Genomic DNA, 24,848 nt, shown 5'->3' with positions numbered 1-24,848 from the left:
GCCCACGTGCAGTCTCGCGGTCCTCTGCGACAACCCGCGGCCGGGACGTGGCGGCGCGGGCGGGGCGCAAGATGCCGTAAGAGCGTGACAAGCGTAAGAGCGTGACAAGCGTAAGAGGGAGTGTTCTGCATGAGCGACCGCAACGATGAGCTGTTCGACCGGGCCCGCGAGGTCATCCCGGGCGGGGTGAACTCGCCGGTGCGCGCGTACGGGTCGGTCGGCGGCGCGCCGCGGTTCCTGGCGTCGGCGCAGGGGGCGTACGTGACGGATGCCGCCGGCAACCGCTACGTCGACCTCGTCGCGTCGTGGGGCCCCGCGCTCCTCGGCCACGCGCACCCCGAGATCGTCGCCGCCGTGCAGGACGCGGCATCCCGCGGCCTCTCGTTCGGCGCCCCCACGGAGGCCGAGATCGAGCTCGCCGCCCTGATCGCCGAGCGCGTGCGGGTCGGCGACGCCGCACCCGTCGAGCGCGTGCGGCTCGTGTCGACCGGCACCGAGGCGACGATGACCGCGATCCGTCTCGCGCGCGGCCACACCGGCCGGGACCTGCTGGTGAAGTTCGCAGGGCACTACCACGGGCACTCCGACGGCCTGCTCGCCGCGGCGGGCTCGGGCGTCGCGACGCTCGCGCTGCCGGGCTCGGCGGGGGTGCCCGCGCCGATCGCGGCGCAGACCCTCGTCGTCGACTACAACGACCTCGACCAGGTGCACGAGGTCTTCGCGGTGCACGGCGACCGCATCGCCGCCGTCATCGTCGAGGCCGCCGCCGCCAACATGGGCGTCGTGCCGCCCGATCCGGGCTTCAATGCCGCCCTCGCCGAGATCGCGCACGCCCACGGGGCGCTGCTCATCCTCGACGAGGTGCTCACCGGGTTCCGCGTGCACCCCGCCGGCTTCTGGGGGCTGCAGCAGGAGGCGGGCGAGCTCTACACGCCCGACATCGTCACGTTCGGCAAGGTCGTCGGCGGCGGGATGCCGCTGGCGGCGCTCGGCGGCCGCGCCGACGTGATGGACGCCCTGGCCCCGCTCGGCCCGGTCTATCAGGCCGGGACGCTGTCCGGGAACCCGCTGTCGGTCGCCGCCGGCCTCGCGACGCTGCGGCTCGCGACGCCCGAGGTCTACGCGCGGGTCGATGCGGCCGCATCCGCTCTCGCGACGGCGCTGTCGGGATCGCTCGCGATCGCCGGCGTCGCGCACAGCGTGCCGCGCGCGGGGTCGCTGTTCGGCGTCGCGTTCCTGCCGGAGGCGCCCCGCACCTATGCCGAGGCGACGACGCAGGAGGCCTGGCGCTACCCCGCGTTCTTCCACGCGATGCTCGACGCCGGAGTCTCGCTGCCGCCGAGCGTGTACGAGGCGTGGTTCCTCACGGCCGCGCACGACGACGATGCGCTCGCCCGGGTGCTGGAGGCGCTTCCCGGCGCCGCCCGCGCCGCGGCCCGCGTCGAGCGGGCGTGACGGCTGGGTGTTCGGGGCCCCGATGACGCGTCCGCACGGCCACGGGAGGCCGATCCGGAGAGACGGCCGGTGGGGAGGCTGCGCTCGCCGGACCGCGATGTCGGAGCATGATGAGAGGATCTCGCTCGGCGGGAGAGAGGCACGGTCGAAGCGGGCGGGCGTCGAGCGACCGAGGCGGAGCAGCGGCTGAGCTTCGCCGGCGAACGACGGACGGCGTGCCAGGAGACAGCGACCGGTGAACCGGGGAAGGCGGGCATGGTGGTGGACGCGCAGATCTGGAGTGCGGTGGCGGCGATCGCGCCTCCGGCCGTGATGCACGAGGCGCTGCGGATCGTGACCTCGGGCGGCGTCGACGTCGTCGATGCGCAGCAGACCGGTCCTCGCCTCGTCGTCTCGGTCGACGTGCTGGCCTCCGACGCGGTGAACGAGGTCTCGCTGTCGCTGGACTCGCGCGCGGCGGGCGAGGTCGACACCTGGTGCTCCTGCGGCCGTGCGCCCGCCTGCCCGCACACCGCCGCAGCACTGCTCGTCGTGTTCGAGGAGCTCGCCGCCCCGCAGCGGGCGCCGCAGCCGATGCCGGCCTGGCAGGTCGCGCTCGACGACCTCCTGCTCGACGAGCCCGGCTCCGGCGCGGCCGAGCTGTGCCTGTTCCTGTCTGTGCGGCAGTCCTCGACCACCGCGTGGAACGGCGATCGGCGGCGGGTGCTGCGGCTCACGGCGCGACCCGGTGTGCGTGGTGCACGCGGTGCGTGGATCAAGGGGCAGGCGTCCTGGGGGCGGCTCGACCGACTCGATGCCGCCGAGGAGGCGGTCACGCAGCTCGAGACGCTGCACCGGCTCTCGAGCGCGTCGTCGCTGTACGGCTGGTACGGGCGGGAGCAGGAGTGGCTCCCGCTCGACGACGTGCCCTCGAGCGCGCTGTGGCCGCAGCTGCGCCTCATCGAGCAGGCGGGCGTGCCCTTCGTCTCGGCGGCGCGGGCGCAGCATCCGGTCGTGCTCTCCGACACGCCCGTGCAGGCGCGGGTCGACCTCGGCGCGCGCAAGGCCGGGCTGCGGATGGCGGCCTCCTTCGCCGGCGTCCCCGCCGAGATCGCGCAGCAGCCGCGGTGGCTCGTGGGCGATCCGGCGGTGGCCGTCGCGTACGTCGACGATCGCGACGGCCCCGCCGAGCGGATCACGCTGCTGCCGCTCTCGGAGCCGGTGCCCGCCGCCGCCCGCAAGCTGCTCTCCCGCAAGGGCGCGGTCACCGTCGGCAGCGACGACATCGAGCCGTTCGTGCGCGACTATCTGCCCCGGCTGCAGGCGGTCGTTCCCGTCGAGTCCGCCGACGGCACGTTCGCCGTGCCCGAGCGGCCGACGAGCGTGCTCGAACTGCGCGTCGCGCACAGTGCGCAAGAGGCCCTGCTGTCGTGGCGCTGGGACCGCAGCGCCGTGCTCGGACGAGCCGATCGGGCGCGCGAGGCCGCCCTCCTGCGTGCCGTGCGAGATGTCCTCGGCGACGCCGGTGCGACGCTGCTTCCGGCCGGTTCGCCGGCGGATGCCGCCGGAATCGGGCCCGGCACCGCCCTCCGCGGCGCGCAGGCGGTGCTGTTCGTCGCCGAGGTGCTGCCGCGCCTGCGCGAGATCGAGGGACTCCGGGTCGTCGACGCGGGCGAGCTCACCGACTACCGGGCCGCAGGCGAGGCGCCGGTCGTCGCGCTCCGCACCGGCGCCGACGACGGCACCGACTGGTTCGACCTGCACGTCACGGTGACGGTCGGCGGCGAAGAGGTCGACTTCTCCGCCCTGTTCACCGCGCTCACCCTCCAGGATCCCATCTTCGTGCTGCCGAGCGGCGTGTACTTCCCGCTCGACGCGCCCGAGCTGGGGCGGCTGCGCGCGATCGTCGACGAGGCCCGGATGCTGAGCGATCGGCCGGTCGACAGGCTGCGGGTCAGCCGCTACAGCCTGGATCTGTGGGAGGAGCTGGTCGAGCTCGGCATCGTGGCGGCTCAGGAGGCCGAGTGGTGGCTGCGGGTGCGGAGCCTGTCGGACGCCGCGGTGCTGCAGCCCGTTCCGCCGCCTTCGGGGCTCGACGCGACCCTCCGCGAGTACCAGCACGAGGGGCTGGCGTGGTTGCACTTCCTCCGGGTGAACGGGCTCGGCGGCATCCTGGCCGACGACATGGGGCTCGGCAAGACGGTGCAGGCCATCGCGATGATGGAGCAGGCGCGCAGCGAGGACCCCGCCATGGCTCCGTTCCTCATCGTCGCGCCGACGAGCGTGGTGGGCAACTGGGCGAGCGAGTGCGCTCGATTCGCCCCGGGGCTGCGGGTGGTCACGGTGACCACGGCCGAGTCCCGGCGCGGCGTCGCCCTCGCCGAGGCCGTGGCCGGCGCGCACGTCGTCGTCACCAGCTATGCGCTGTTCCGCATCGAGCAGGAGGACTATCGCGGTCTCGAATGGTCGGGGCTGATCCTCGACGAGGCCCAGCAGATCAAGAACCACACCTCCCAGGGCTATCGCGCCGCTCGGATGCTGGGCGCTCCGTTCACGCTGGCGATCACCGGCACGCCGATGGAGAACAACCTGCTGGAGCTGTGGGCACTGGCCTCCCTCGTCGCGCCGGGCCTGCTCGGCTCGAAGACGCAGTTCACCGAGTTCTACCGCACCCCGATCGAGAAGCAGGGCGACGCCGAACGACTCGGCGTGCTGCGGCGGCGCCTGCGCCCGTTCCTGCTCCGGCGCACCAAGGAGGTCGTCGCGGCCGATCTGCCGCCCAAACAGGAGAAGATCCTCGAGGTCGACCTGCATCCGGCGCATCGCCATCTCTACGAGCGGCGCTTCCAGCGCGAGCGGCAGAAGCTGCTGGGACTGGTCGACGACGTGCAGGCGAACCGGTTCCAGATCTTCCGCTCGCTGACGCTGCTGCGCCAGCTCGCGCTCGACCCGGCTCTGGTCGACGAGGGCGAGGCGCCGTCGGCGAAGCTCGACGCCCTGATCGATCTCCTCGCCGAGGCGACCGCCGAGGGCCACCGCGTGCTGGTGCTCAGCCAGTTCACGCGGTTCCTCGCCGCAGCGCGCGCCCGGGCGGATGCAGCCGGCATCGCGCACGTCTATCTGGATGGCTCGACGACCGGCCGGCAGCGGGTGATCGACGGGTTCCGGCAGGGTGAGGCGTCCACGTTCTTCATCTCGCTGAAGGCGGGCGGCTTCGGCCTGAACCTCGTCGAGGCCGACTACGTCGTGCTGCTCGACCCGTGGTGGAACCCCGCCGTCGAGGAGCAGGCGATCGACCGGGCGCACCGCATCGGGCAGACCCGCCCGGTGATCGTCTACCGGCTGGTCGCCCGCGACACGATCGAGCAGAAGGTGATCGCGCTGAAGGAGTCCAAGGCGCAGCTGTTCGAGCGGGTGCTCGACGGCGGCGAGCAGGAGCTCGGAACGGGTGCGCTGAGCGCCGAGGACATCCGCTCGCTCGTGGACTGAGGCCGGCGGCGGGCGGTTGGAACCCATGGTCCCGACGGCGCGCCGGTCAGCGGGGTGGATCGGTACGACACCGCGGCCAGTGTCCGAAGCATCGTCACCGGCTGCGGAGAACCCGTCGGAACGGCTCGGATGCGGCGGGGCATAGGCTGACGGGATGACCTCAGTGCCCCGCGTCGTCGTGCTCGCCGGCGGTGTCGGCGGGGCCAAGTTCACCCTCGGTGTGCGCGAGGCCCTCGCGCGGGCAGGCGCACCGCAGGCGACGGTCATCGTCAACACGGGCGATGACCTGTGGCTCAGCGGCGTACGGCTGCAGCCCGACGTCGACTCGGTGCTCTACGCGCTCGCGGGGGTCAACGACACGCAGCGCGGCTGGGGCCGCGCGGGCGACACGGAGCGCGTCAACGAGGAGCTGCAGGCCTGGGGCGCGGGCTGGCCGTGGTTCACCCTCGGCGACCTCGACCTCGGCACCCACCTCGCCCGCACCGGATGGCTGCGCGACGGACTCACGGTCACCCATGTCGTGGAACGCCTCTCGCGGCGCTGGCACCTCGGCATCCGGATGCTGCCGATGACCGACACCGAGGTCGACACGCACGTGGTGATGGCCGATGGCTCGCGCCTGCACTTCCAGGAGTGGTGGACCCGTCACCGCGCCGGCCTCGCGCCCGTCGCGTTCGAGAGTCCCGGGATCGAGGCCGCCGTCCCCGCCCCGGGCGTCGGTGAGGCGATCGCGAATGCGGACATCGTGCTGATCGCCCCGTCGAATCCCGTCGTGTCGATCGGGCCGATCCTCGCGGTTCCCGGCATCCGCGAGGCGCTGAGCACGACGCCGGCGCAGGTGGTCGGCGTCTCGCCCGTCATCGGCGGCCGAGTCGTCCGCGGCATGGCGGATGTCTGCCTCACCGCGATCGGTGTCGACACGAGCGCCGGCGCGGTCGCCGCCCACTACGGCGCCCGCGCCGACGGCGGCGTGCTGGACGCCTGGCTGGTAGCCGAGGAGGACGCCGCGGCCGCCGCATCCGTCGACGCGCTCGGCATCCGTGCGGTCGTGGCGCCGCTGTGGATGACCGACGTGGACGCGTCGGCGGCGATCGCCGAGACGGCCCTGGCGCTCTGACGTGCCCGAGCTCGCGGCATCCGGGTGGGTGCTCCTCGCCGTGGCCGCGATGATCGTGGGTCTCTCGAAGACGGCGATCCCGGGGGCCACGACGGTCGCGGTGGCGATCTTCGCCGCCGTGCTGCCGGCGCGGCAGTCGACCGGCGCGCTGCTGCTCCTGCTGCTGGTCGCCGACGTCTTCGCCGTCACCGCCTACCGCCGGCACGCGGACCTCCGCGCGCTGCTGCGCCTCGCTCCGGCGGTCGTCGTGGGGCTCGTGCTGGGCGCCGTCTTCCTCGCCCTCGCCGACGACGCGTGGGTCAAGCGCGTCATCGGCATCATCCTGCTCGTCGTCATCGCCGTCACGCTCCTGCGTCGCCGCGCCGCAGCGGTCATCGCCGAGCGCATGCATCCGGCGAGCACGGCGACCTACGGGGCACTTGCCGGGTTCACGACCATGGTCGCCAACGCCGCGGGACCGGTGATGTCGATGTACTTCATCGCCGCCCGCTTCGAGGTGAAGAGGTTCCTCGGCACCGCCGCCTGGTTCTTCGCCCTCGTGAACCTCAGCAAGCTGCCGTTCTCGATTGGGCTCGGCCTCATCACCCCGCCCGGACTGCTGCTGGACCTCGTGCTCGTGCCGCTGGTCGTGCTCGGCGCGCTGGCGGGCCGCTGGCTGGCGGGGCGCTTGGACCAGCGCCTGTTCGAGCGCCTGGTGATCGGGTTCACCGTGGTCGGCGCGGTGTACCTGCTGGTCTGAGCGGGGTCGGGTCGGGCCGGCTTCTCAGCGCTGCGGCGGGGCTCTCCGCGGGATGGCGGGCTCGTTCCGCCCGGATCGTGTGCAGAACCCATGACATCCGGTGGCGACGTTCGAGCGCAACCGCGGGATTCCCCGGCCGGCTCATGGTGCCCGCCTCAGATGTCATGAGTTACGCACGGCCGGGTCGGGTCAGCTTCTCAGGGTCCCTGGCGGAGCGTGCCGAGCAGGGCGGACGTGCGGGGGCCGAGACCCAGGGATGCGGCGGCCGCGAGCTGATCGGCGATGTCGACGTCGCGGCGCAGCCGCGAGCCGGCGGGCACATCCAGCGCGACGCAGCCGAGCGCGAGGTGCCGGGCGAAGGAGTCCGCGCCGAACGCCGTCGCCCACGCGACACCCGTCCGCGCGGTCACGAGGGTGGAACCGGTGCCGTCCGCATCCGCCACGACGGCGCGCTCGACGGATGCGGCGGACGCCAGTGCCGCATCGAGGTCCTCCGGGCGCAGCGCGGGCAGGTCGCCGAGCAGCGCCGCCCGCGGCACATCGCCCGCGGCCGCGGCGCCGAGCGCGATCGCCGCGTTCAGTCCCCGGGGCTCGGGCTCCGGCACCACGACGACGCCCGCCAGGGTCGATGCCGCGGCAGCTGTCGCCGCATCCGCCGTCACGACGATCACGCGGGTGACGGATGTGGCCGCGCTCGCCGCCTGGACCGTGTCGAGACCGATGGCGCGCACCAGCTGCTCGTCGTCGTCGCCGTGCGGAGCGTCCTGGCGGACGTCGCCGGGCCGGCCGCTCTCGCGCAGGCGCGACTTGCCGACCGCCGCAGCCTTCAGCGGAACGATGACGACCCAGCCGGCCGGGCGCGACTCCTCCGACGCGGGCCTTGCGTGCGGCGTGGCACCGTACGAGTGCCGTACTGGAGGAGTTGCGCGCCCGGTCTGCGCGTCATCGCGAGCCCGGGACATCACCGCCTCGCCGGACGCTGTCGTGCCAGAGCCCGTCGTGCCGGAGCTGCCGTATCGGGCACCGCCGCGACCGGCAGGAGCCGCGCTCACTCCCCGAGCCGGGCGTGCAGGCGCGGCAGGATCTCGGCGCCGTACATGCGCAGGAACTCCTCCTGATCGGCGCCGGGGTCGTGGAAGACGAGGTGCCGGAAGCCGAGCTCGACGTACCGGGCGATCCTCTCCACGTGCTCGTCGGGGTCGGTCGACACGATGAACCGGGATGCGGCGCGCTCGATCGGCAGCTCAGCCGCCCGCCGCTGCATCTCGATCGGGTCGTGGATGCCGGTCTTCTCCTCGGGCGTGAGCGCGAGCGGTGCCCAGAAACGCGTCTTCTCGAGCGCGGTGTCGTGGTCGGGGTGGTACGAGACCTTCACCTCGATGAGGGTGTCGATGTCGTCGTCTGTCCGCCCGGCCTTCTCCAGTCCCTCGTGGAGGGCCGGCAGCAGGGTGTCGGTGTAGAGCCTCGGGTCCTTGCCGCTGGTCGTGATGAAGCCGTCCGCGACCCGCCCGGCGAGCCTGGTCGCGGCGGGGCCCGCGGCCCCGATGTAGATCGGCACGGGCGTGGTCGGCCGGTCGTAGACCGTGGCATCCGTCACCTGCCAGAAGGTGCCCTCGTAGGTGACGCGCTCGCCCGCCCACAGCCTCTCGATCAGGGTGATGGCCTCTTTGAGGCGCTGGAAGCGCTCCGGGGGGTCCGGCCAGTCGAGTCCGAGCGTCACCTCGTTCAGCGCCTCTCCGGTGCCCACACCGAGGATCACCCGGCCGGGGAACATCACACCGAGCGTCGCGAACGCCTGCGCGACGACGGCCGGATGGTACCGGAACGTCGGGGTGAGCACCGAGGTGCCCAGCAGCACGCGGGACGTGCGGGCGCCGACCGCGCCGAGCCAGGGGAGGGCGGCGGGGGCGTGGCCGCCCTCGTGCATCCACGGCTGGAAGTGGTCGGAGATGAACACCGAGTCGAAGCCCATCTCCTCGGCGAGCACCGCGAGGTCGGCGAGCTGGTCGGGAGGGAACTGCTCGGCGGACGCCTTGTATCCCAGGCGCAGCGGAACCGCGGTGCCCGGGGAATGGCGGAGGGTCATGTCTCTCCTCTCACCCGCGACGGATCGCGGGTCGCTCCGGCGGGCAGGAACTCCGACCCGTCGCTTTCGTCCAGCATGGCCCGGAACGCGCCGACCGTGCCCGGCCAGAGCAGCGTGAGGCGCCCGGACCGCTCGTCGACGTACCAGTTGTCGCAGCCGCCGCGGATCCACGGGGTGGATGCGGCGGCCGCGTCGATCCGCTCCGTGTAGGCCCGCTCGGCGGCGGGGTCGAGCCGCAGCACCGATCTCGCGCGGGCGCCGTGGCACGCGCCGTCGCGATCTTCGGCGCCCGTCTCGTCTGCGGCACAGGACTCGTCCGCCGAGCCCGCCGCGGCGCGGGCCTCGGCGACGTCGAGGCTCCGCACGACGTACTCGGCCTGCGCCTCGGCCATGAGCACCGACGAGTTGTGCCCGAGCGACGCGTTCGGCCCGTTGAGCACGAAGAGGTCGGGAAAGCCCGCCACGACGGTCGAGGCGAACGAGGTCATGCCGCTCGCCCAGTGCTCGCCGAGGGTCACGCCGCGCTCGCCGGTCACGAGGTCGGCGTAAGGCTGCTGCGACGCGGTGAAGCCGGTCGCGAGCACGAGCAGGTCTGCGTCGTGCCGTGCACCGGATGCCGCCACGAGGGCGCCCCCGTCGATGCGGGCGAGCGCGGATGCCTCGAGCGTGACGGCGGGTGACGCCACCGCGGGGTAGAAGTCGTCGGAGAGCAGCACGCGCTTGCAGCCGAACGCGTAGCCCGGGGTCAGGGCCGCGCGCAGCGCCGGGTCCTCGATCTGCCGGGCGAGGTGGGCCCGCGCCTCGGCCACGGCGGCGGCCGCCGCATCCGCGTCGCCCGATCGCGACGCGAACCGCGCCTCGCCCTCGTCGTACAGCCGCGCGCGGAGGGCGGCCAGCTCGTCGGGGCGGCCGGCGAAGCGGCGCCGCTCGTCGGCGGTGTAGTCGCGCGCGCCGCGCGGCACGATCCACGCGGGGGTGCGCTGGAACAGCACCACCTCGGCTCCGCGACGCACGAGCTCGGGCACCAGCTGCGCGGCGGACGCGCCGGTGCCGACCACCGCGACGCGGGTGCCGGCGAGCGGCACGGTGTGGTCCCAGCGCGCGGAGTGGAAGATCGGCCCCCCGAACGTCTCGAGGCCGGGGACGTCGGGGATGCGCGGCTCGGTCAGACGGCCGCAGGCGAGCACGAGCCGGCTCGCGCGCGTCGTGCCGGCGTGCGCGCCGCCGGTCTCGAGCGTCCAGCCGTCGTCGACCCACCGCGCCGACAGCAGCGCCGTGTCGAGCCGCAGGCGTTCGCGGAGCCCCTCGGCATCCGCCACGTGCTGCAGGTAGCGGTGGATCTCGTCGCCCCGTGCGTACACCCCCGACCAGTCCGGCCACGGATGCTGCGCCAGCCCGTACAGATGTGACGGCACGTCGCAGGAGACGCCCGGGTACGTGTTGTCGCGCCAGGTGCCGCCGACCGAGCGACCGAGCTCGAGGATCGTGAACGAGTCGCGGCCCGCGCGGCGCAGGGCGCCCGCCATCGCGAGGCCCGCGAAGCCGGCGCCGACGATCGCGACGTCGACGCTCACCCGTGCACCGCCCTGCGGTCCGTGGCCGGCTCGCCGTAGTCCGTCGTGCGCTGGCGCAGCGGCCGGAAGAGCGTGCGGGCCAGACGCGCCGCATCCGGGAGGGGCAGTTCAAGACCCTGCTCGACGCCCGCCGCCGGGCGCACCCGGCCGTCGAGCAGCGTGCCGCCGAGGTCGTCGCCGCCGGCGCGCAGCAGCGCCGCGCTCGTCTCGAGACCGTGGCGGGTCCACGGGATCTGGATGTGCGGGATGCTGCCGGAGAGCATCAGCCGCGAGACGGCGACCATCGCGCGGTGCTCGTCCAGGGGAGACCTGCCGGCCACGAGCGGAACGCCGCCTCCGGACGCGGGAGGCAGGGGGATCGGCACGAACTCCGCGAACCCCCGGGTCTCGGCCTGGATGCCGCGCAGCGCCCGCACGTGGGCGATGCGCTCGGCGGCGGTCTCGACATGCCCGTAGAACAGCACGCTCGTGGACCGGAACCCGGCACGATGGGCCGCGGCGATGCCGTCGACCCATCGGTCGATCTCGAGGTCGCCCGGGGCGATGAGCGCGCGCACCCGCTCCGAGAGCACCTTGACCCCCGTGCCCGGAACCGTGTCGACGCCCGCCTCGCGCAGCGCGGCCAGGGCGCCGTCGAGGCCGAGCCCCGTGCGGTCGGCGAGGTCGCGCACGTCCTGCGGCCGGTACGCGTGGAGGTGGATGCTGCCGGCCGCCGCGCGGATCGTCCGGACGATGTCGAGGTAGGCGGCGGGGTCCTCGGTCGCGGGCACGAGCCCCTGAACGCAGATCTCGGTGGCGCCCAGCTCCCAGGCGTCCCGGGCGATCGCCGCCGCATCCGCCAGATCGAACTCGTCGGGGCGCGTCGGGCCGCCGCGACGGAATCCGGATGAGGTGAGGTTGCGGTTGACGACGATGCTGATCGCCTCGCCGACCGTGTAGCGGCGCACGTCGTCGGCGGTCGCCGCGAGCGCGTCGAGGGCGGGGCCGGTGCTCCCGAGCAGCGCGACCCATTCGGCATCGTCGAGGTCGAGCGGATCTGCCGCCGCCCGCTCGGCGAGGCGTGCGGCGGCCGGGCGGGTGCTGCCGGCCCCTCGGCCCCTGCCGCCGGGGCCGGGGTCGCCGCCGGGGCGGGAGTCTCCGGAGCCGGAGACGGAGCCGCCGCCGGAGGCGGGCTGTGCGGAACTCATGACATCTGCGCGCGAAGCGGCCGAGATGGGCGTTCTCGGGGCTTCCGGCCGCAGATGTCCTGAGCGGGGGACGTCCGCCCGCGCGCCCGGGGTCTCCGCCGGCGCGGCCGAGTGGGGACGCGCAGCGGCGGCGAGGCCCGACGCGGGGTCGGCGAGGGCGGCGACCGGCGCGTGGAGCGCCTTGTCGATCCACGTCGCGGCGTCGCGCACGTACTCGGGGTGCGCCGTCAGGCGCTCGCGCAGCGTGAAGCCGAGCTCCGCGGTGCGCGCGGCGAGATCGTCCACGTGCGGCCAGGGGCGCTCCGGGTTCACGTGATCGGCGGTCAGCGGCGAGACGCCTCCCCAGTCGTCGGCGCCGGCGCGCAGGAGCAGCTCGAACTCCGCCGCATCCGACAGGTTCGGCGGCACCTGGATGCGCATCCGGGGGCCCATCACCACGCGCGCCGCAGCGACCGTCGTCGCGTACTCGAGCAGCTCCGCGTCCGGGGCGTCCTGCATCGCGGTGCGCGGCTTCGCGCGGAAGTTCTGCACGATGACCTCCTGGATGTGGCCGTGCCGCGCCTGCGCGTCCCGCAGCGCGATCAGCGACTCGGCGCGATCGCGCAGCGTCTCGCCGATGCCGACCAGGATGCCGGTCGTGAACGGCACGCGCGCGACCCCCGCGTCCTCGATGACCCGCAGACGCAGCTGCGGATCCTTGTCGGGCGAGCCGAAATGGGGGCGCCCCGGCGTCTCGTAGAGCTCGCGCGAGGTGGTCTCGAGCATCATGCCCATCGAGGGCGAGACGGGGCGGAGCATCCGCAGCTCGTCGGCGCTCATCACCCCGGGGTTGGCGTGGGCGAGCAGCCCGGTCTCGGCGGTGACGAGGCGGGCGACGTGCGCGACGTAGTGGAGCGTCGAGGCGAAGCCGTGCTCGTCGAGCCAGGCGCGCGCCTCCGGCCAGCGCTCCTCGGGGCGGTCGCCGAGGGTGAGCAGGGCCTCCTTGCACCCCAGCGCCGCGCCCTGCCGGGCGACGGCCAGCACCTGCTCGGCTGACATGAACGCCGGCTTGTTCTTCTTCAGCAGCTGGCCGGGCGTGTCGACGAAGATGCAGTAGTGACAGCGGTCGCGGCACAGCGTCGTCAGCGGGATGAACACCTTGCGCGAGTAGGTGAGGATGCCCGTCCGCCCGGCCGCGGCGAGCCCCTCGTCGCGCAGAGCGGATGCGGCGGCGAACAGCTCGTCCCGGTCGGCACCGGTGGCGGAGACGAGGGCATGGGCATCGTCGAGGCTCAGTGCCTCGCCGGACCTCGCGCGCCCGAGGGCGGCGCGGACGCGCGACGCGATCACGTCGACGGCGGGCGCGGCCAGGGCGCCGGGCGGACTCGAGGGCACCTCACCAGTGTTCCACCGAGATGTGTCGCGCGGGTCACGGCGGGCGCATCGGCCTCGCTCGATCGTTGCCGGTCCGTAAGCAAATGAGCCACCGGATGCGTCCATGCGCTGGCAGACTTGACCCATGGTGACGCTCATGCTCGACTCTGCTCAGCTGGAGATCGTGCTGTCGGCGGCGGAGAAGGCGATCGCATTCCGCAAGCGGAATGTGATCCTGGAACGGTCGAAGATCACGCGCGTGCAGCTCACGGACGACGCGTGGACCTGGCTGCGCGGCGTGCGGGCGCCCGGAACCTCGGTGCCCGCGACCCTCGCGATGGGCACGTGGCGGTACGCCGGGGGCAAGGACCTCGTGCTGATCCGCCGCAACCGGCCGGGCGTCGTCATCGACCTCGACGGTCACGACGAGTTCCAGCGGATCGTGCTCACCACCCGGCACGGCGTCGAGCTCGCCCAGGCGCTGCGCCTCGACGCGGGCGACGAGCCCGCCGACGTCGTCGACATCGCGGGCTGATGCGGCACCGGGGCGCGGAAGAGCCGGCTCGTACATCACTCATGACATTCGCGGCGGACACCGTGAGCACACCCGGAGTTCCGCGGTCGCCCCGAGCCTTGCCACCGGATGTCATGAGTTGCGCACACGTTTCGGGCGGAACGAGTCCGCGGTCGGACAGACGTTCGGCGGGGTGAGCCGGGGTCAGCTGACGTCGCGGCGCCAGCTGACGATGTGCCCGAGCAGCACCAGCACGAGGGCGTAGGCGAGGAGGACCACGCCGCCGGCCCACCATTCCAGGCCTCCCTCTGCGGGAGCCGTCGTCATCGTGAAGATGCTCGCCCCGACGAGCGCATCGCTCGCCGCGCCGGGAAGATAGTGGGCGACGTCCGCCAGCTGGGCGACGAACGCCCCGCCGAAGCGCAGCAGCGGCTCGACGAACTGCGTGAAGGCCAGAACGATGACGACCGCGGCGACCTGGTTGCGCACCACGAGCCCGACGCCGACGCCGACGAACACCCACAGCACGAACGCGATCACGATGCGGCCGAGCAGCGCCCACGTGTCGGCCGAGGCGAGGCCCGTCTCGAGCCCGAACCCGGCGAGGACGGCCGCGGACGGTCCGACCGAGACGAGGACCGCGACCGCCGCGTAGAGCAGGCCGAGAAGAGCGCCGGCGAGCAGCTTCGCCCAGAGCACCCGGCCGCGGCGGGGCGTCGCGAGGAACGTCGGGGTGAGTGTCTTGTGGCGGAACTCGCCCGTCACCAGCAGCGTGCCGATGAGCAGGGGGAACACGTAGCCGACGGACGAGGCGAGGCTGTAGAGCAGCGACGCCGCGCCGTCGCCGACCGGCAGGCCCTGCGTGTCGCCGCCGATGGCGCCGGTGGCGACGGCGCCGATGGTGAAGGCGAGGCCGGTCGCGGTGAGGCCGACGTACGCGGCGAGCACGATCGCGAGGATCCACCACATCGAGGTGGAGAACTGCTTCGTGAGCTCCGAGCGGGTCGCGTGGACGATGCTCATCGTGCATCACCTCCGTCGCGGTGGTCGTGGTCGGGGAACGGATGCGCCCCGTCGGTGGTCTCCTCGTCGGCGGATGCCGCATCCGCCGACTCCGCCACGGTCTGCGCGTCGACGGTCTCGCCGCGCGTCGCATCGGTCTCGTCGGGATCGGATGCGGGGACCCCCTCGGTGAGGAGCCCTCCCTCGCCCGAGGCGTCGATGCGCGGCGAGGGGGCGGTCCCATCGTCCTCGAGGCTCTCCGCGGCGAGCGGGTCCCCGTCGGCGGCGGGCAGATCCCCGTGGGCTGCGGGAGTCGCCTCGGTGGTGTCGGGGGCCGTGACCGGCTCGTCGGCATCCGCGCCGGGGGTCGTGTCGGCGGGGCCCGACGGCTCGTCCACCGCCGGCTCGTCGACCGGCACCTCGTCGACCGGCACCTCGTCGACCGGCACCTCGTCGACCGGCGCCCCGTCGACCTCGGACGCCTCGTCGGCGAGCGCGGGCGTCTGCGGTGCCGCGTCGTCGGGCGAGGGCGCCGCCGCATCCGTCGCGACCTGGCCGTGCACGCGGGTGCCGTCGACGAGGGCGAGGAAGATCTCCTCCAGGGCGGGTCCGCGCCGCTGCAGCGACGACAGGGCGATGCCGGCGGACGCCGCGATCGCCCCGATCTCGACCGGCTCGGCGCCGCGGACGGTCAGGCCCGTGCGCAGCACCTCCGAGTCGTAGCCCGCCGCGGCGACGGCCGCGGCGAGGGCCGCGCGGTCGGGTGCGTCGACGACCGTCGCGTACTCCGACGGGTCGGCGAGGTCCTCGATCCCGCCCTCGAACACGAGCTGGCCGTGCGCGAGGATGAGGAGCTGATCGGCGGTCTGCTGGATCTCGGCGAGCAGGTGCGACGACACGAGCACCGTGCGCCCCTCGGCGGCGAAGGCGCGCAGGAGCGTCCGCATCCACTTGATGCCCTCGGGGTCGAGACCATTGGCCGGCTCGTCGAGCACGAGCACGCCAGGGTCGCCGAGCAGAGCCGTCGCCAGGCCCAGCCGCTGCCGCATGCCGAGCGAGTAGCCGCCGACCTTGCGGCCGGCGACGTCCGCAAGGCCGACGAGCCCGAGCACCTCGTCGATCCGGCGCCCGGGGAGGCCCGCCGCCTGCGCGTACACGGCGAGATGGTGCGCGGCGCTGCGGCCGGGGTGGAAGCTGGAGGCCTCGAGCGCCGCCCCCACCGTCTGCAGCGGATGCGGGAGCTCGGCGTACGAGGCCCCGCCGATGCGGGTGCGCCCCGAGGTCGGCGCGACGAGCCCGAGCAGGATGCGCAGCGACGTCGTCTTGCCCGCGCCGTTCGGCCCGAGAAAGCCCGTGACGACGCCCGGATCGACCCGCGCGGTGAGCCCGGCGACGGCATCGACGCCACGGAATCGTTTGGTGACGTCGGAGAACTCCAGCACCTGACCTTCTGGCATGGGGGAACCTCCGTCGTGGTCTTTCGCTCTATCCTGCCGGAAACCAGGGGAATCCTCACGATCGTGCGTCGCGCGGCGACGCGGACCGAGGCTGGGGCCGGCCGCGGAGAGCGCGGTAGCGTTGCGATCGTGACCGATCTGCCGGAGCCGTCCGCCGACGTGCTCGTCCGTGCGTCTCGAGGCGTCGGGCGACTGACCCTCGACCGGCCGCGCGCGCTCAACGCGCTCGACATCGGCATGATCCGCACCCTGAGCGCGGCGCTCGACGCGTGGCAGCACGACCCCGGCATCGAGGTCGTGCTGCTCGACGGAGCGGGCGAGCGCGGGTTCTGCGCGGGCGGCGACGTGCGGGCGCTGCGGGAACAGGTGCTGTCGGGCGACGCGCCCGCCGCGGCGCGGTTCTTCCGCGAGGAGTACGCGCTGAACGCGCGGATCGCGGAGTACCCGAAGCCGTTCGTGGTCTTCGCCGACGGCATCACGATGGGCGGCGGTGTGGGGCTGGCCGGGCATGCCGCCTTCCGCGTCGTCACCGAGCGCTCGGCGCTCGCGATGCCCGAGACCCGCATCGGCTTCACCCCCGACGTGGGCGGCACGTGGCTGCTCGGCCGTGCGCCGGGCCGCGTCGGCGAGTACCTGGCGCTCACCGGCGGAACGATGGACGGCGCCGACGCGATCTACGCCGGCTTCGCCGATCACCTCGTGCCCTCCGACCGTCTCGACGGCCTCCTCGACGCGCTCGAGAGCCGCGCCGATCCTCCCCACGCCCTCTCCACAGATCGCGGACGCGAACCGCGGAGCCTCGGGGCGCGTGGGCCCATAGGTCCCGCCGAGCTGGTGCTGCTGTTCCACGAGACGCCCCCGCCATCCGCCCTCGGACGCGCCCGCCCGTGGATCGACGACGCGTTCGCAGCCCCCACCGTCTCCGGGATCATCGACCGACTCCGCGTCCGGCCGGAACCGGATGCGGCCGACGCCGCCGACCTCCTCGTGACGCTGTCGCCGACCGCGCTGACCGTCGCCCTCGCCGCCGTGCGCCGCGCACGCGAGCTGTCGGATCTGCGCTCTGTGCTCGCGCAGGAGTACGGGCTCGTGCTGTGGTTCGCCCAGACCCAGCCCGACCTGCTCGAAGGGATCCGCGCGCAGCTGGTCGACAAGGACCGATCGCCGCGCTGGCAGCCCGCGAGCCTCGGCGAGGTGCCCCCGAACACCGTCCACGAGGCGCTCACCTTCCGCCCGAACCCTCCGCTCTGGGACTGACCGATGCCGAAGGCCCACACCGGAACGCCGGCGCCGCCTCGTCGCCGCCGCGCCTACTCGCTCGGCATCGCCCTCGACTGGTTCTTCTTCGTGTTCGCCGGCCTCGCGGCCGTGTGGCTCGCGTACCTCAGCTTCACCGAGACGTTCCGCGTCGGATGGTGGGGCCTTCCGTTCGCCATCCTGTTCTGGCTGCTGCTGGCCTATCTGGTCCTGCCGCGACTCCACCGCATCCTCACCACCGTGTACGTGCCGGACTACTTCATCGGACGCACCCGCACGAGCGACGGGCTGCTCGGCGACCCGGTCAACCTCGCCCTGATGGGCTCGGGCGATCAGATCGAGGCGGTCATGCGCGCCGCGGGGTGGACGAAGGCCGACCCGGTCACGTTCTCGACCTCGTGGCGCATCGTGACCTCGACCCTCAGCCGCCGCAGCTACGACGAGGCGCCGGTCAGCCCGCTCTTCCTGTTCGGGCGGATGCAGGACTTCGCCTACCAGCAGGAGGTCGACGGAAACCCCGCCCAGCGGCACCACGTGCGGTTCTGGCGGTGCCCCGACGACTGGCTGCTGCCCGGCGGACGCCGCGTCGAGTGGCTCGCAGCGGGCACGTTCGACACCGCGGTCGGGCTGTCGCTGTTCACGCTGCAGATCACCCACCGCATCGATGCCGACACCGACATCGAGCGCGACCACATCGTCGCGACCGTCACCGCGGCCGACCCGCGCATCGTCGTAGACGTCATCGCGGACTTCTCCACCGGCTACCACGCCCGCAACGGCGGAGGGGACACCATCCGCACCGACGGCGACCTGCCCATCATCGACGTCCGGGGAGTGAGCGCGTGAGCGCCGGATCTCGCCCGCGGAAGCGCGCCGCGTTCGAGTCGCCGGCGCGGCTGGCGCGCCCGGTCGCCGGCGACCCCGGCATGAGGCGTCCGATGACGACGGTCGCCGGGGGCGTGCTCGTGATGCTGCGCGTGGTCGCGGGCATCGTGTGGATGATGGCCGTCACGTTCGACTGGAAGCGCGTCTCGGGCGAGTTCGACCTCGCGATCGGCGGGCTCGACCTCAGCGAGGACGAGCGATCCTGGGGGCTTGGCGTCCTGTGGCTCGTCGTCGGTGCCATGCTGCTGGCCGATCTGGTGCTGGCGGTGTTCATCCTGCTCGGGCGCAACTGGCCGCGCGTGATCGTGATGGTCCTCTCCACGATCTCGATCGCGTCGTCGTTCGCGGCGTGGTGGGCGCAGGGGCAGGAGATCCACGTCTCCACCACCCTGCTCACCCTGTCGTTCGACATCCTCGTGCTCCTGGCACTCTCGAGCCGCAGCGCCGCCGCCTACGCGCGTCGGTTCGAGCGCCGCTGAGGGGCACGACGCCCCGCCCGCCGCTGAGGGGATCCGTCGCGAGTCGTCGGACAAATTCGCCGCGTGGCGCATCATCGGCCACGTGAGCGCACATCGGCCCCACCGATCCGACGACCGGTGGGTCTCTCTGCGCGGCGCCCGCGCCCGAGCGCCCCGAGCCGGCGCATAGGCTGCGCGGGATAGCCTGGAGGGCGCCCTGGGGCGCGTGAAGGAGGCGGCGTGTTCGACAGTCCGTTGTCCGCGTCGGCGTACGAGGTGCTCGGAGTCGCGCCGGACGTGAGCGACGACGAGCTGCGGAAGGCGTTCCGCGTGCGCCTGCGCCAGACCCATCCCGACGCGGGCGGCGACGCCGCGTCGTTCGTGCAGGTGCAGCGCGCGTGGGAGCTCGTCGGCAGTCCCGAGGCCCGCGCGGCCTACGACCGGACTCGCGGTTCCGTGCCGGATGCGCCGGACGACGACATCTCCGCCGGATGGAGCGCCCCGCGCGCGCGGGCCGACACCCGGCCGCGCGCGCGGTCGGCCGGGCATCCCGGCGGATGGCGCCGCGAACGCTACCTCGATCTCATGCGCGAGTGGGTGGGACGGGGCACCCCGATCGAGGATCCGTACGACCCGCAGCTGGTCCGCTCGGCTCCGCGGGAGATCCGGCGTCTCCTCGCGGACGCGCTCGCCGAGGAGGCGACCGCCCGCACGGTCGCGGACCTCGGCGTGGGGTTCAGCGTGTGGCACGACGTCGCGGCCGCGGGGCGCGGGGGCGGGCCCGACGACAAGCTCGACCACATCGTGCTCGGCCCGAGCGGTCTGTACGGCGTGCTGTCCGAGGACTTCGGCGGCCCGGTCGGCCTCCGCCGGGGCGAGATCGTCGGACCGGCCGTCTCGGGTGCGCCCGTGAGCGATCTGCTGGGGCGGATGCGGACGGTCGCGCGCGCGGCCGGCGTGCGCTTCAGCGGCGCGATCGTGGTGCTTCCCGACGACGACGTGGTGCAGCAGATCACCGAGCTCGGCAAGGTGCGCGGGGTCCCCGTCGTCGTGGCGGGGCGCTCGGCGCTCGCCACGGTGCTGCGCCGCGGCGTCACCGGAGCGCGCGACGTCGGCGGCAACGAGGTGTTCGACATCCGGACGCGGCTCGACCAGACGGTCCACTTCGTCTGAGTCGCGGCGGCGAGCGGCGGCGAGCGCCCGCGAGAAACCGCTTCCGGAGCGGGAGACCCCGGGATGCGCGGTGTCCCGCGGGGGATGTGCTGTCTCGCGGCGCACGCTTCGGCGCCCGGGGTAGCGTGGCCGCGTGGATCCGATCACCGCGACCTTCATCATCCTCGGCCTCGCGATCGTCGCGTTCCTGTCCGGCCGTGTTCCGCTCGGGATCGTGGCGATCGGGGTCGCGCTGGCGCTGTGGGCGACGGGCGTGCTGACCCTGCCCGAGGCGCTCGCCGGTTTCGCCGACCCCACCGTGGTGTTCATCGCGACGCTCTTCGTGGTCGCCGAGTCGCTCGACGCGACCGGCGTCACGGCGTGGCTCGCCCAGCGCATCGTGCCCCTCGCGGGCACGCGACCGAGCCGTCTCATCGCGATCGTGGCGGTGTGCGTGGCCGTGCTCGCGGCGTTCATCAGCATCAACGGCGCCGTCGCCGCGCTCCTGCCGGTCGTCGTGGTGATCGCGGTGCGCGCGCATCTCGTGCCGTCGCGCCTTCTGATCCCGCTGGCGTTCGCGGCGAGCGCCGGGTCGCTGCTCACTCTTGCCGGCACCCCGGTGAACCCCGTCGTCTCGGACGCCGCGGCGGCCGCCGGCGGCCGCGCCTTCGGGTTCTTCGAGTTCGCGTTGGCGGGGGTGCCGCTCGTCGCCCTGACGGTGCTGATCGTGGCGGTGCTCGGCCCTCGCCTGCTGCCCGATCGCACGCCGTCCCAGCTCGGCGACGCCGCCCCCGACATGCGTGCGACGGCGCGGGCGTTCCGGCGCGACTACGACGTCTCGCTCGATACCGACGCGCTCATCACGGCGGAGCAGGGGGTCGCCGAGGTGCTGGTCGCCCCGCGGTCGACGCTCATCGGGCAGGAGGTCTGCGCCGGCATGACGACCCAGACCGAGAGCCTCGTCATCCTCGGCATCCGTCGTGGCGAGGACGGAGAGCCGGATGCGGCGCGTGCCGGTGCGATGACCGTGCTCCGCGCGGGCGACGCCGTGCTCGTGCAGGGGCCGTGGCCGGCGCTGGAGCGCTACGTCCGCTCGCCCGATGTGATCGCCGTCACCTCGCCGCAGGTGCTGCGCCGAGCGGTGCCGCTGGGGCGCGGGGCGAAGCGCGCGCTCGTGATCCTCGGCCTCATGGTGGTGCTGCTCGCGACCGGGCTCGTGCCGCCGGCCGTCGCGGGGCTGCTCGCGGCCGGGGCGCTCGTGGTGAGCCGCGTGCTCACGGGGCCGCAGGTCTACCGGTCGATCGGCTGGACCACCGTCGTGCTGATCGCCGGGATGATCCCTCTCTCGAGCGCGTTCGTCTCGACGGGGGCGGCGGACGTCGTCGCCGACGGCGTGCTGGGGATCACCGGCACCGCCTCGCCGCACATCGCGCTGCTGGTCATCTGCACGGTCACGCTCGTGCTCGGTCAGTTCATCTCGAACGTGGCGACCGTGCTCGTGGTGGCGCCGATCGCGGTGTCGGTCGCGGCGTCGCTGGGTGTCAGCATCCAGCCGTTCATGATGGCCCTCACGATCGCCGGCGCGGCGGCGTTCCTCACCCCGATCGCGACGCCCGTGAACCTCATGGTGATGCAGCCGGGCGGCTACCGCTTCGGCGACTACTGGCGTCTCGGGCTGCCGCTCGTGGTGGTCTACCTCGCGGTCGCGGTGCTCTACGTGCCGCTCGTCTGGCCGTTCTGAGGGCGGGCACCGGCTTCGTTCCCGGGGGAGCGGGATGGCAGGCTGGAGGGGTGATCACCGATGCCGCGCGCGAGTTCCTGTCCGAGTACCACCTGGCGACGCTGTCGACGACGGGTCGGGACGATCGCATCCACTCGGTGCCGGTCGGGATCACCTACCGCGACGGGGTGGTGCGGGTGATCGGCACCCGCGGCTCGCAGAAGTTCCGCAACGTCGAGCGCACCGGCCGCGCGAGCGTCAACACGGTCGACGGCGGACGCTGGATCAGTTTCGAGGGCCCGGCGCGCATCGTCGAGGACCCGGATGCGGTCGCCCTCGCGGTCGAGCTCTACACCGCCCGTTACCGCGCCCCGAGCGTCAATCCCGAGCGCGTCGTGCTCGAGATCGAGGTCGAGCGAGTGCTCGGCTCGCCCGCCTTCCGCGCCTGAGCCCGCGCCGCTCGCACCCCCGCCCCGGGCCCGTGTTCCGCCCGCGCGCCGCCGCCGCGCCGGGCCCGCGTTCCGCCCGCGCCGCCCGATGACGGAGACCCGCGAGACTGCACGCTGGCGCCGAGACAGCGGGTGAACCCCGCTGTCTCGGCGCTCCGGTGCAGTCTCGCGGTCCCGGACCGGTCGCGCACAGACGGGGTCAGACCAGGCCGAAGAGCTGCAGGGGATGGGTCAGGCGCCAGAGCGGGCTCGGCTCGTCCACGTCGCCGGCGAGCACGAGGTCGACCGTCGCCGTATCACGCGGGCCGGTCGCCGCCAGCGACCCGACCACGTCGCCCCCGTCGCGGTGGTCGCCGAGATCGAACGTCGAGGTCAGCGAGGCGACGGCGCCGTTCCAGAGCAGCACCTCCGCGTCCGCTGCCGCGATGATCGGCACGGGCTCGCCCCACTGCGTCTCGACCTGGCCGGCGACCGTGCCCGACACGACGGACGGTCGCAGCTGCAACTCCTGCTCGACCTGTGCGAACAGGGCGCGGGTCGCGGCGGCGCGGGTCTCGGAGTCGGGCTGTCCGAGCGTCGCGGCGTAGACGCGCACGGTCGTGTCGCCGACCGTGACGTCCTTCGCGGCGAGCAGGTTGTACGCGTCGAGCGTGCCCGTCTTGATGCCGACGACGCCGGGATCGGCGAGCAGGGGATTCGAGTTCTCGACGATGCCCGCGCCCGGCAGCTCGACCGCCGGGGTGCGGACGATCTCCGCGATCACCGGGTCTGCGAGCGCGCGTTCGGCCAGCAGGAGGAGCGCCTCGGGCGAGGCGATGTTGCCCGCGTCGATGCCGGTGGGGTCCGCGATCGTGATGCCCGGCACGCCGTGCTGGGCGAGCCAGTCGTTCGCCGCCCGGGCGAAGACCTCGTCGGTGGGCCAGATCGTGCTGGCGAGCCGGTCGGCGTAGTTGTTCGCCGAGCCGATCAGCATGCCCTGCAGCAGCTGGTACTCGGTGAGCGAGCCGCCCACCGGCACGTCGAGCGCGGACTCGCCCCGGCTGAGGTACTGCCAGTAGGCGGTGCCGTCGCTCGAGGAGAACCGGTACTCTCGCCCCTGCTCTCCGAGTGCCAGGGGCATCTCGTCGAGCACGAGAAGCGCCGTGACGACCTTGGTGATGCTGGCGATCGAGAGTGCGTCCGCGGACGAGGCGATCGGCGTCGAGACCTCGGCGACCGATACGGCCGCGCTGCCCTCGGCCGGCCACGCCCCCACGGCGGCGGGCGCGGCGACCGGCTCGACCGCGATCTGCGTGACGGTCGGCGCGACCGCGTGCAGCGGCCACAGCAGGGTGGTCGCGCAGTACGCGACGACGACCGCGAGGATGACCCCGATCGGCACCAGCACACCCGGACGCAGCGGCGTGCGCCGCGGGGCGCGCGCGAGGAGGTCCGCCGTGACCGGGACGAACGCGGGGGCGGCCGCCTCGATCTCCCGCACGGGCCGACTGCCGCCTGCGACGGCGCGCTCGTCCACCCACGACAGAGCGGGGGATGCCGGAGGCACGACGACGGGGACGGACGCCGCCGACGACCGTGCCTCCGACGACGGTGCCCCGGGCTCGACCGCTGCGGTCTCGGGGGCGAGCGCCGCGGCCTCGCCCGTCGACGTGGGCGCGGCGATCCCGACGCCGGCCGGGGACTCCGCGGGCGCGGACTCGGTGGGGTCGGGCTCCGCGGCCTCCGGGACGTGCGCGGCATCGCGGGAGGCCTCGTCAGGCGGCTCGGGCGCGGCGTCCTCCGCCGACGGCGACCCGTCGTCCGGGCCCGTGTCCGACCCGGTGGCCGCGTCCGCCTCGGGGAGTGCGCCCGCCCCGGCGAATGCGTCCGCACCCGCATCCGGCGCCGCATCCGTCCCGGGGCCCGGCGCCGCGTCCGCCCTCGGATCGGCCGTCGCGTCGTCGTCCTCCCGCGCGGCCGCCGCGATGCGCACGGGCGTCGCGGCCGGGTCGTCGTCGCGCGGATCGGCGGAGGCGTCTGAGCCCGCGGTGGGCGGGGCCTCCGCGGCGGCCCGGCGCAGCGCGCGCCGCGTGGGCGGTGGCGGGCCTTGCACAGTCACCCGCCTACGGTAGCGCGCCCGGGGGTCTATACTCGGCACCGTCAACCACGGGAGTCCGGTGTGCCGGGCTGAGAGGAAGCGAATCCACGCTTCGACCGTCGAACCTGATCCGGATCATGCCGGCGCAGGAAGGAGTCTCGATGCACACGTCCACGTCCACATCCACATCCACCCCCGCTCGAACCCGGGTGAGCCTGCGCTGGCGGGTCGTCGACATCGTCGTCGCCAGCGTGATCGGCGTCGCGAGCGGCCTGATCTTCCTGCTCTGGAACATCGGATACCTGGGACCCAAGGCGCTCCTGGATCCGCTGCTGCCGGGTCTGCAGGGCCTGCTCGACGGCCCGTGGCTGTTCGCCGGCGTGCTCGGGGCGCTCATCATCCGCAAGCCCGGCGCCGCGATCTACACCGAGGTGCTGGCCGCCGTCGTGTCGGCGCTCGTCGGCAACCAGTGGGGCGGGTTTCTCACGCTCGAGGCCGGATTCGTGCAGGGTCTGGGCGCCGAGCTGATCTTCCTCCTCTTCTTCTACCGTCGCTTCACGCTGCCGGTCGCCGCCCTCGCGGGCGCGGGCGCGGCTCTCGCCGGCGGCATCAACAACCTCGTGCTCTGGTTCGCCGGGGCCGACACGCTCTTCGTGGTCGTGTACCTCATCAGCACGGTCGTCTCGGGCGTGGTGCTCGCCGGGATCCTGTCGTGGCTGCTGGCGCGCGGGCTCGCCGCCACCGGTGCGCTCGACCGCTTCGCCATCGGGCGGGAGGCGCGCGGGCGTGTCTGATGCGAAGGTCCCCGCCCTTCGCATGTCGCTTTCCGCCGGTCTCGGCGATCGGAAGCGACAGGCGAACGGCACTCTCCTCACCTCACGGAGGGGCCCGCGGGGGC

General features: G+C 73.6%; 19 protein-coding genes and 1 riboswitch. Of the genes, 12 read left to right on the top strand and 7 right to left on the bottom strand.

Annotated elements, in window-relative coordinates; genetic code table 11:
• Window positions 1–129: 129 nt before the first annotated feature.
• The 4 genes from hemL to GVL03_RS08995 all read left to right on the top strand — a co-directional run bounded on the left by hemL (window position 130) and on the right by GVL03_RS08995 (window position 6,779).
• Window positions 130–1,455 carry a glutamate-1-semialdehyde 2,1-aminomutase gene (gene hemL, locus GVL03_RS09010; RefSeq protein WP_159500657.1) on the top strand — a complete coding sequence of 442 codons (1,326 nt, stop codon included), beginning with the start codon at window positions 130–132 and terminating at the stop codon, window positions 1,453–1,455.
• A gap of 255 nt (window positions 1,456–1,710) precedes the next feature.
• A complete protein-coding gene (locus tag GVL03_RS09005; protein WP_159500656.1) occupies window positions 1,711–4,923 on the top strand; it encodes a DEAD/DEAH box helicase in 3,213 nt (1,070 codons plus the stop codon).
• A gap of 154 nt (window positions 4,924–5,077) precedes the next feature.
• Window positions 5,078–6,040 (top strand): 2-phospho-L-lactate transferase, encoded by a 963-nt coding sequence (gene cofD / locus GVL03_RS09000; RefSeq protein WP_159500655.1) that lies wholly within the window; start codon window positions 5,078–5,080, stop codon window positions 6,038–6,040.
• A gap of 1 nt (window position 6,041) precedes the next feature.
• A complete protein-coding gene (locus GVL03_RS08995) occupies window positions 6,042–6,779 on the top strand; it encodes a TSUP family transporter (RefSeq protein ID WP_373683832.1) in 738 nt (245 codons plus the stop codon).
• A 197-nt stretch (window positions 6,780–6,976) separates the two neighbouring features.
• Here the strand turns inward: GVL03_RS08995 and GVL03_RS08990 are convergent, their stop codons facing one another.
• From GVL03_RS08990 to cofG, 4 genes are all read right to left on the bottom strand, one after another.
• The gene (locus tag GVL03_RS08990) at window positions 6,977–7,741 is read right to left on the bottom strand and encodes an NTP transferase domain-containing protein (protein ID WP_159500654.1); all 765 of its coding nucleotides are present in this window, start codon (window positions 7,739–7,741) and stop codon (window positions 6,977–6,979) included.
• An 86-nt stretch (window positions 7,742–7,827) separates the two neighbouring features.
• On the bottom strand, window positions 7,828–8,865 hold the full coding sequence (gene fgd / locus GVL03_RS08985; RefSeq protein ID WP_159500653.1) for a glucose-6-phosphate dehydrogenase (coenzyme-F420): 1,038 nt from the start codon (window positions 8,863–8,865) through the stop codon (window positions 7,828–7,830).
• A complete protein-coding gene (locus GVL03_RS08980; RefSeq protein ID WP_235038085.1) occupies window positions 8,862–10,439 on the bottom strand; it encodes an NAD(P)/FAD-dependent oxidoreductase in 1,578 nt (525 codons plus the stop codon). Before GVL03_RS08980 ends, fgd begins: the two co-directional genes overlap by 4 nt.
• On the bottom strand, window positions 10,436–13,000 hold the full coding sequence (gene cofG, locus GVL03_RS08975) for a 7,8-didemethyl-8-hydroxy-5-deazariboflavin synthase CofG (RefSeq protein ID WP_306770324.1): 2,565 nt from the start codon (window positions 12,998–13,000) through the stop codon (window positions 10,436–10,438). Before cofG ends, GVL03_RS08980 begins: the two co-directional genes overlap by 4 nt.
• A 124-nt stretch (window positions 13,001–13,124) precedes the next feature.
• On the opposite strand from cofG, the gene GVL03_RS08970 reads away from it, so the two are divergent.
• Window positions 13,125–13,514 (top strand): hypothetical protein, encoded by a 390-nt coding sequence (locus GVL03_RS08970; protein WP_159500652.1) that lies wholly within the window; start codon window positions 13,125–13,127, stop codon window positions 13,512–13,514.
• A gap of 183 nt (window positions 13,515–13,697) precedes the next feature.
• Here GVL03_RS08970 and GVL03_RS08965 read toward each other — a convergent pair whose 3' ends face one another.
• Together GVL03_RS08965 and GVL03_RS08960 are read right to left on the bottom strand one after the other, a co-directional pair.
• On the bottom strand, window positions 13,698–14,516 hold the full coding sequence (locus GVL03_RS08965) for an ABC transporter permease (RefSeq protein WP_159500651.1): 819 nt from the start codon (window positions 14,514–14,516) through the stop codon (window positions 13,698–13,700).
• Window positions 14,513–15,952 carry an ATP-binding cassette domain-containing protein gene (locus GVL03_RS08960; RefSeq protein WP_159500650.1) on the bottom strand — a complete coding sequence of 480 codons (1,440 nt, stop codon included), beginning with the start codon at window positions 15,950–15,952 and terminating at the stop codon, window positions 14,513–14,515. The genes GVL03_RS08965 and GVL03_RS08960 overlap by 4 nt, the downstream gene beginning before the upstream one ends.
• Before the next feature lie 129 nt (window positions 15,953–16,081).
• Between GVL03_RS08960 and GVL03_RS08955 the strand changes: the two genes are divergently transcribed.
• The 6 genes from GVL03_RS08955 (at window position 16,082) to GVL03_RS08930 (ending at window position 21,873) form a co-directional block, all read left to right on the top strand.
• A complete protein-coding gene (locus GVL03_RS08955) occupies window positions 16,082–17,209 on the top strand; it encodes an enoyl-CoA hydratase/isomerase family protein (RefSeq protein WP_200847119.1) in 1,128 nt (375 codons plus the stop codon).
• Between the two features lie 3 nt (window positions 17,210–17,212).
• Window positions 17,213–18,055, top strand: coding sequence for an LssY C-terminal domain-containing protein (locus GVL03_RS08950; RefSeq protein ID WP_159500649.1), 843 nt, complete (start codon window positions 17,213–17,215; stop codon window positions 18,053–18,055).
• A complete protein-coding gene (locus GVL03_RS08945; RefSeq protein WP_159500648.1) occupies window positions 18,052–18,573 on the top strand; it encodes a hypothetical protein in 522 nt (173 codons plus the stop codon). The genes GVL03_RS08950 and GVL03_RS08945 overlap by 4 nt, the downstream gene beginning before the upstream one ends.
• 219 nt (window positions 18,574–18,792) lie before the next feature.
• Entirely contained in the window at window positions 18,793–19,725 is a 933-nt protein-coding gene (locus GVL03_RS08940) for a J domain-containing protein (RefSeq protein ID WP_159500647.1), read from the top strand.
• Window positions 19,726–19,858: 133 nt separating this feature from the next.
• Window positions 19,859–21,445 (top strand): SLC13 family permease, encoded by a 1,587-nt coding sequence (locus tag GVL03_RS08935; protein ID WP_159500646.1) that lies wholly within the window; start codon window positions 19,859–19,861, stop codon window positions 21,443–21,445.
• A gap of 50 nt (window positions 21,446–21,495) precedes the next feature.
• Window positions 21,496–21,873, top strand: coding sequence for a PPOX class F420-dependent oxidoreductase (locus GVL03_RS08930; protein WP_159500645.1), 378 nt, complete (start codon window positions 21,496–21,498; stop codon window positions 21,871–21,873).
• A 199-nt stretch (window positions 21,874–22,072) separates the two neighbouring features.
• On the opposite strand, the gene GVL03_RS08925 is transcribed toward GVL03_RS08930, so the two are convergent.
• Complete coding sequence (locus GVL03_RS08925; protein WP_235038084.1) at window positions 22,073–23,971, bottom strand: D-alanyl-D-alanine carboxypeptidase; 1,899 nt, start codon at window positions 23,969–23,971, stop codon at window positions 22,073–22,075.
• A gap of 37 nt (window positions 23,972–24,008) precedes the next feature.
• A riboswitch (TPP riboswitch) is annotated at window positions 24,009–24,119 on the top strand.
• On the opposite strand from GVL03_RS08925, the gene GVL03_RS08920 reads away from it, so the two are divergent.
• The gene (locus GVL03_RS08920; RefSeq protein ID WP_159500644.1) at window positions 24,112–24,744 is read left to right on the top strand and encodes an ECF transporter S component; all 633 of its coding nucleotides are present in this window, start codon (window positions 24,112–24,114) and stop codon (window positions 24,742–24,744) included. (Overlaps the previous riboswitch by 8 nt.)
• Window positions 24,745–24,848 lie beyond the last annotated feature (104 nt).

This window comes from Microbacterium sp. 18062 (assembly GCF_902706225.1).
Classification (GTDB): Bacteria; Actinomycetota; Actinomycetes; order Actinomycetales; family Microbacteriaceae; genus Microbacterium.
This window is presented reverse-complemented; position numbering and strand designations above follow the sequence as displayed.

Excerpts from the sequence above, each read along its gene's own strand:
- hemL (WP_159500657.1), top strand. The coding sequence starts at position 130 with ATGAGCGACCGCAACGATGAGCTGTTCGACCGGGCCCGCGAGGTCATC.
- GVL03_RS09005 (WP_159500656.1), top strand. The coding sequence starts at position 1,711 with ATGGTGGTGGACGCGCAGATCTGGAGTGCGGTGGCGGCGATCGCGCCT.
- cofD (WP_159500655.1), top strand. The coding sequence starts at position 5,078 with ATGACCTCAGTGCCCCGCGTCGTCGTGCTCGCCGGCGGTGTCGGCGGG.
- GVL03_RS08990 (WP_159500654.1), bottom strand. The coding sequence starts at position 7,741 with ATGTCCCGGGCTCGCGATGACGCGCAGACCGGGCGCGCAACTCCTCCA.
- fgd (WP_159500653.1), bottom strand. The coding sequence starts at position 8,865 with ATGACCCTCCGCCATTCCCCGGGCACCGCGGTTCCGCTGCGCCTGGGA.
- GVL03_RS08970 (WP_159500652.1), top strand. The coding sequence starts at position 13,125 with ATGGTGACGCTCATGCTCGACTCTGCTCAGCTGGAGATCGTGCTGTCG.
- GVL03_RS08965 (WP_159500651.1), bottom strand. The coding sequence starts at position 14,516 with ATGAGCATCGTCCACGCGACCCGCTCGGAGCTCACGAAGCAGTTCTCC.
- GVL03_RS08960 (WP_159500650.1), bottom strand. The coding sequence starts at position 15,952 with ATGCCAGAAGGTCAGGTGCTGGAGTTCTCCGACGTCACCAAACGATTC.
- GVL03_RS08950 (WP_159500649.1), top strand. The coding sequence starts at position 17,213 with ATGCCGAAGGCCCACACCGGAACGCCGGCGCCGCCTCGTCGCCGCCGC.
- GVL03_RS08920 (WP_159500644.1), top strand. The coding sequence starts at position 24,112 with ATGCACACGTCCACGTCCACATCCACATCCACCCCCGCTCGAACCCGG.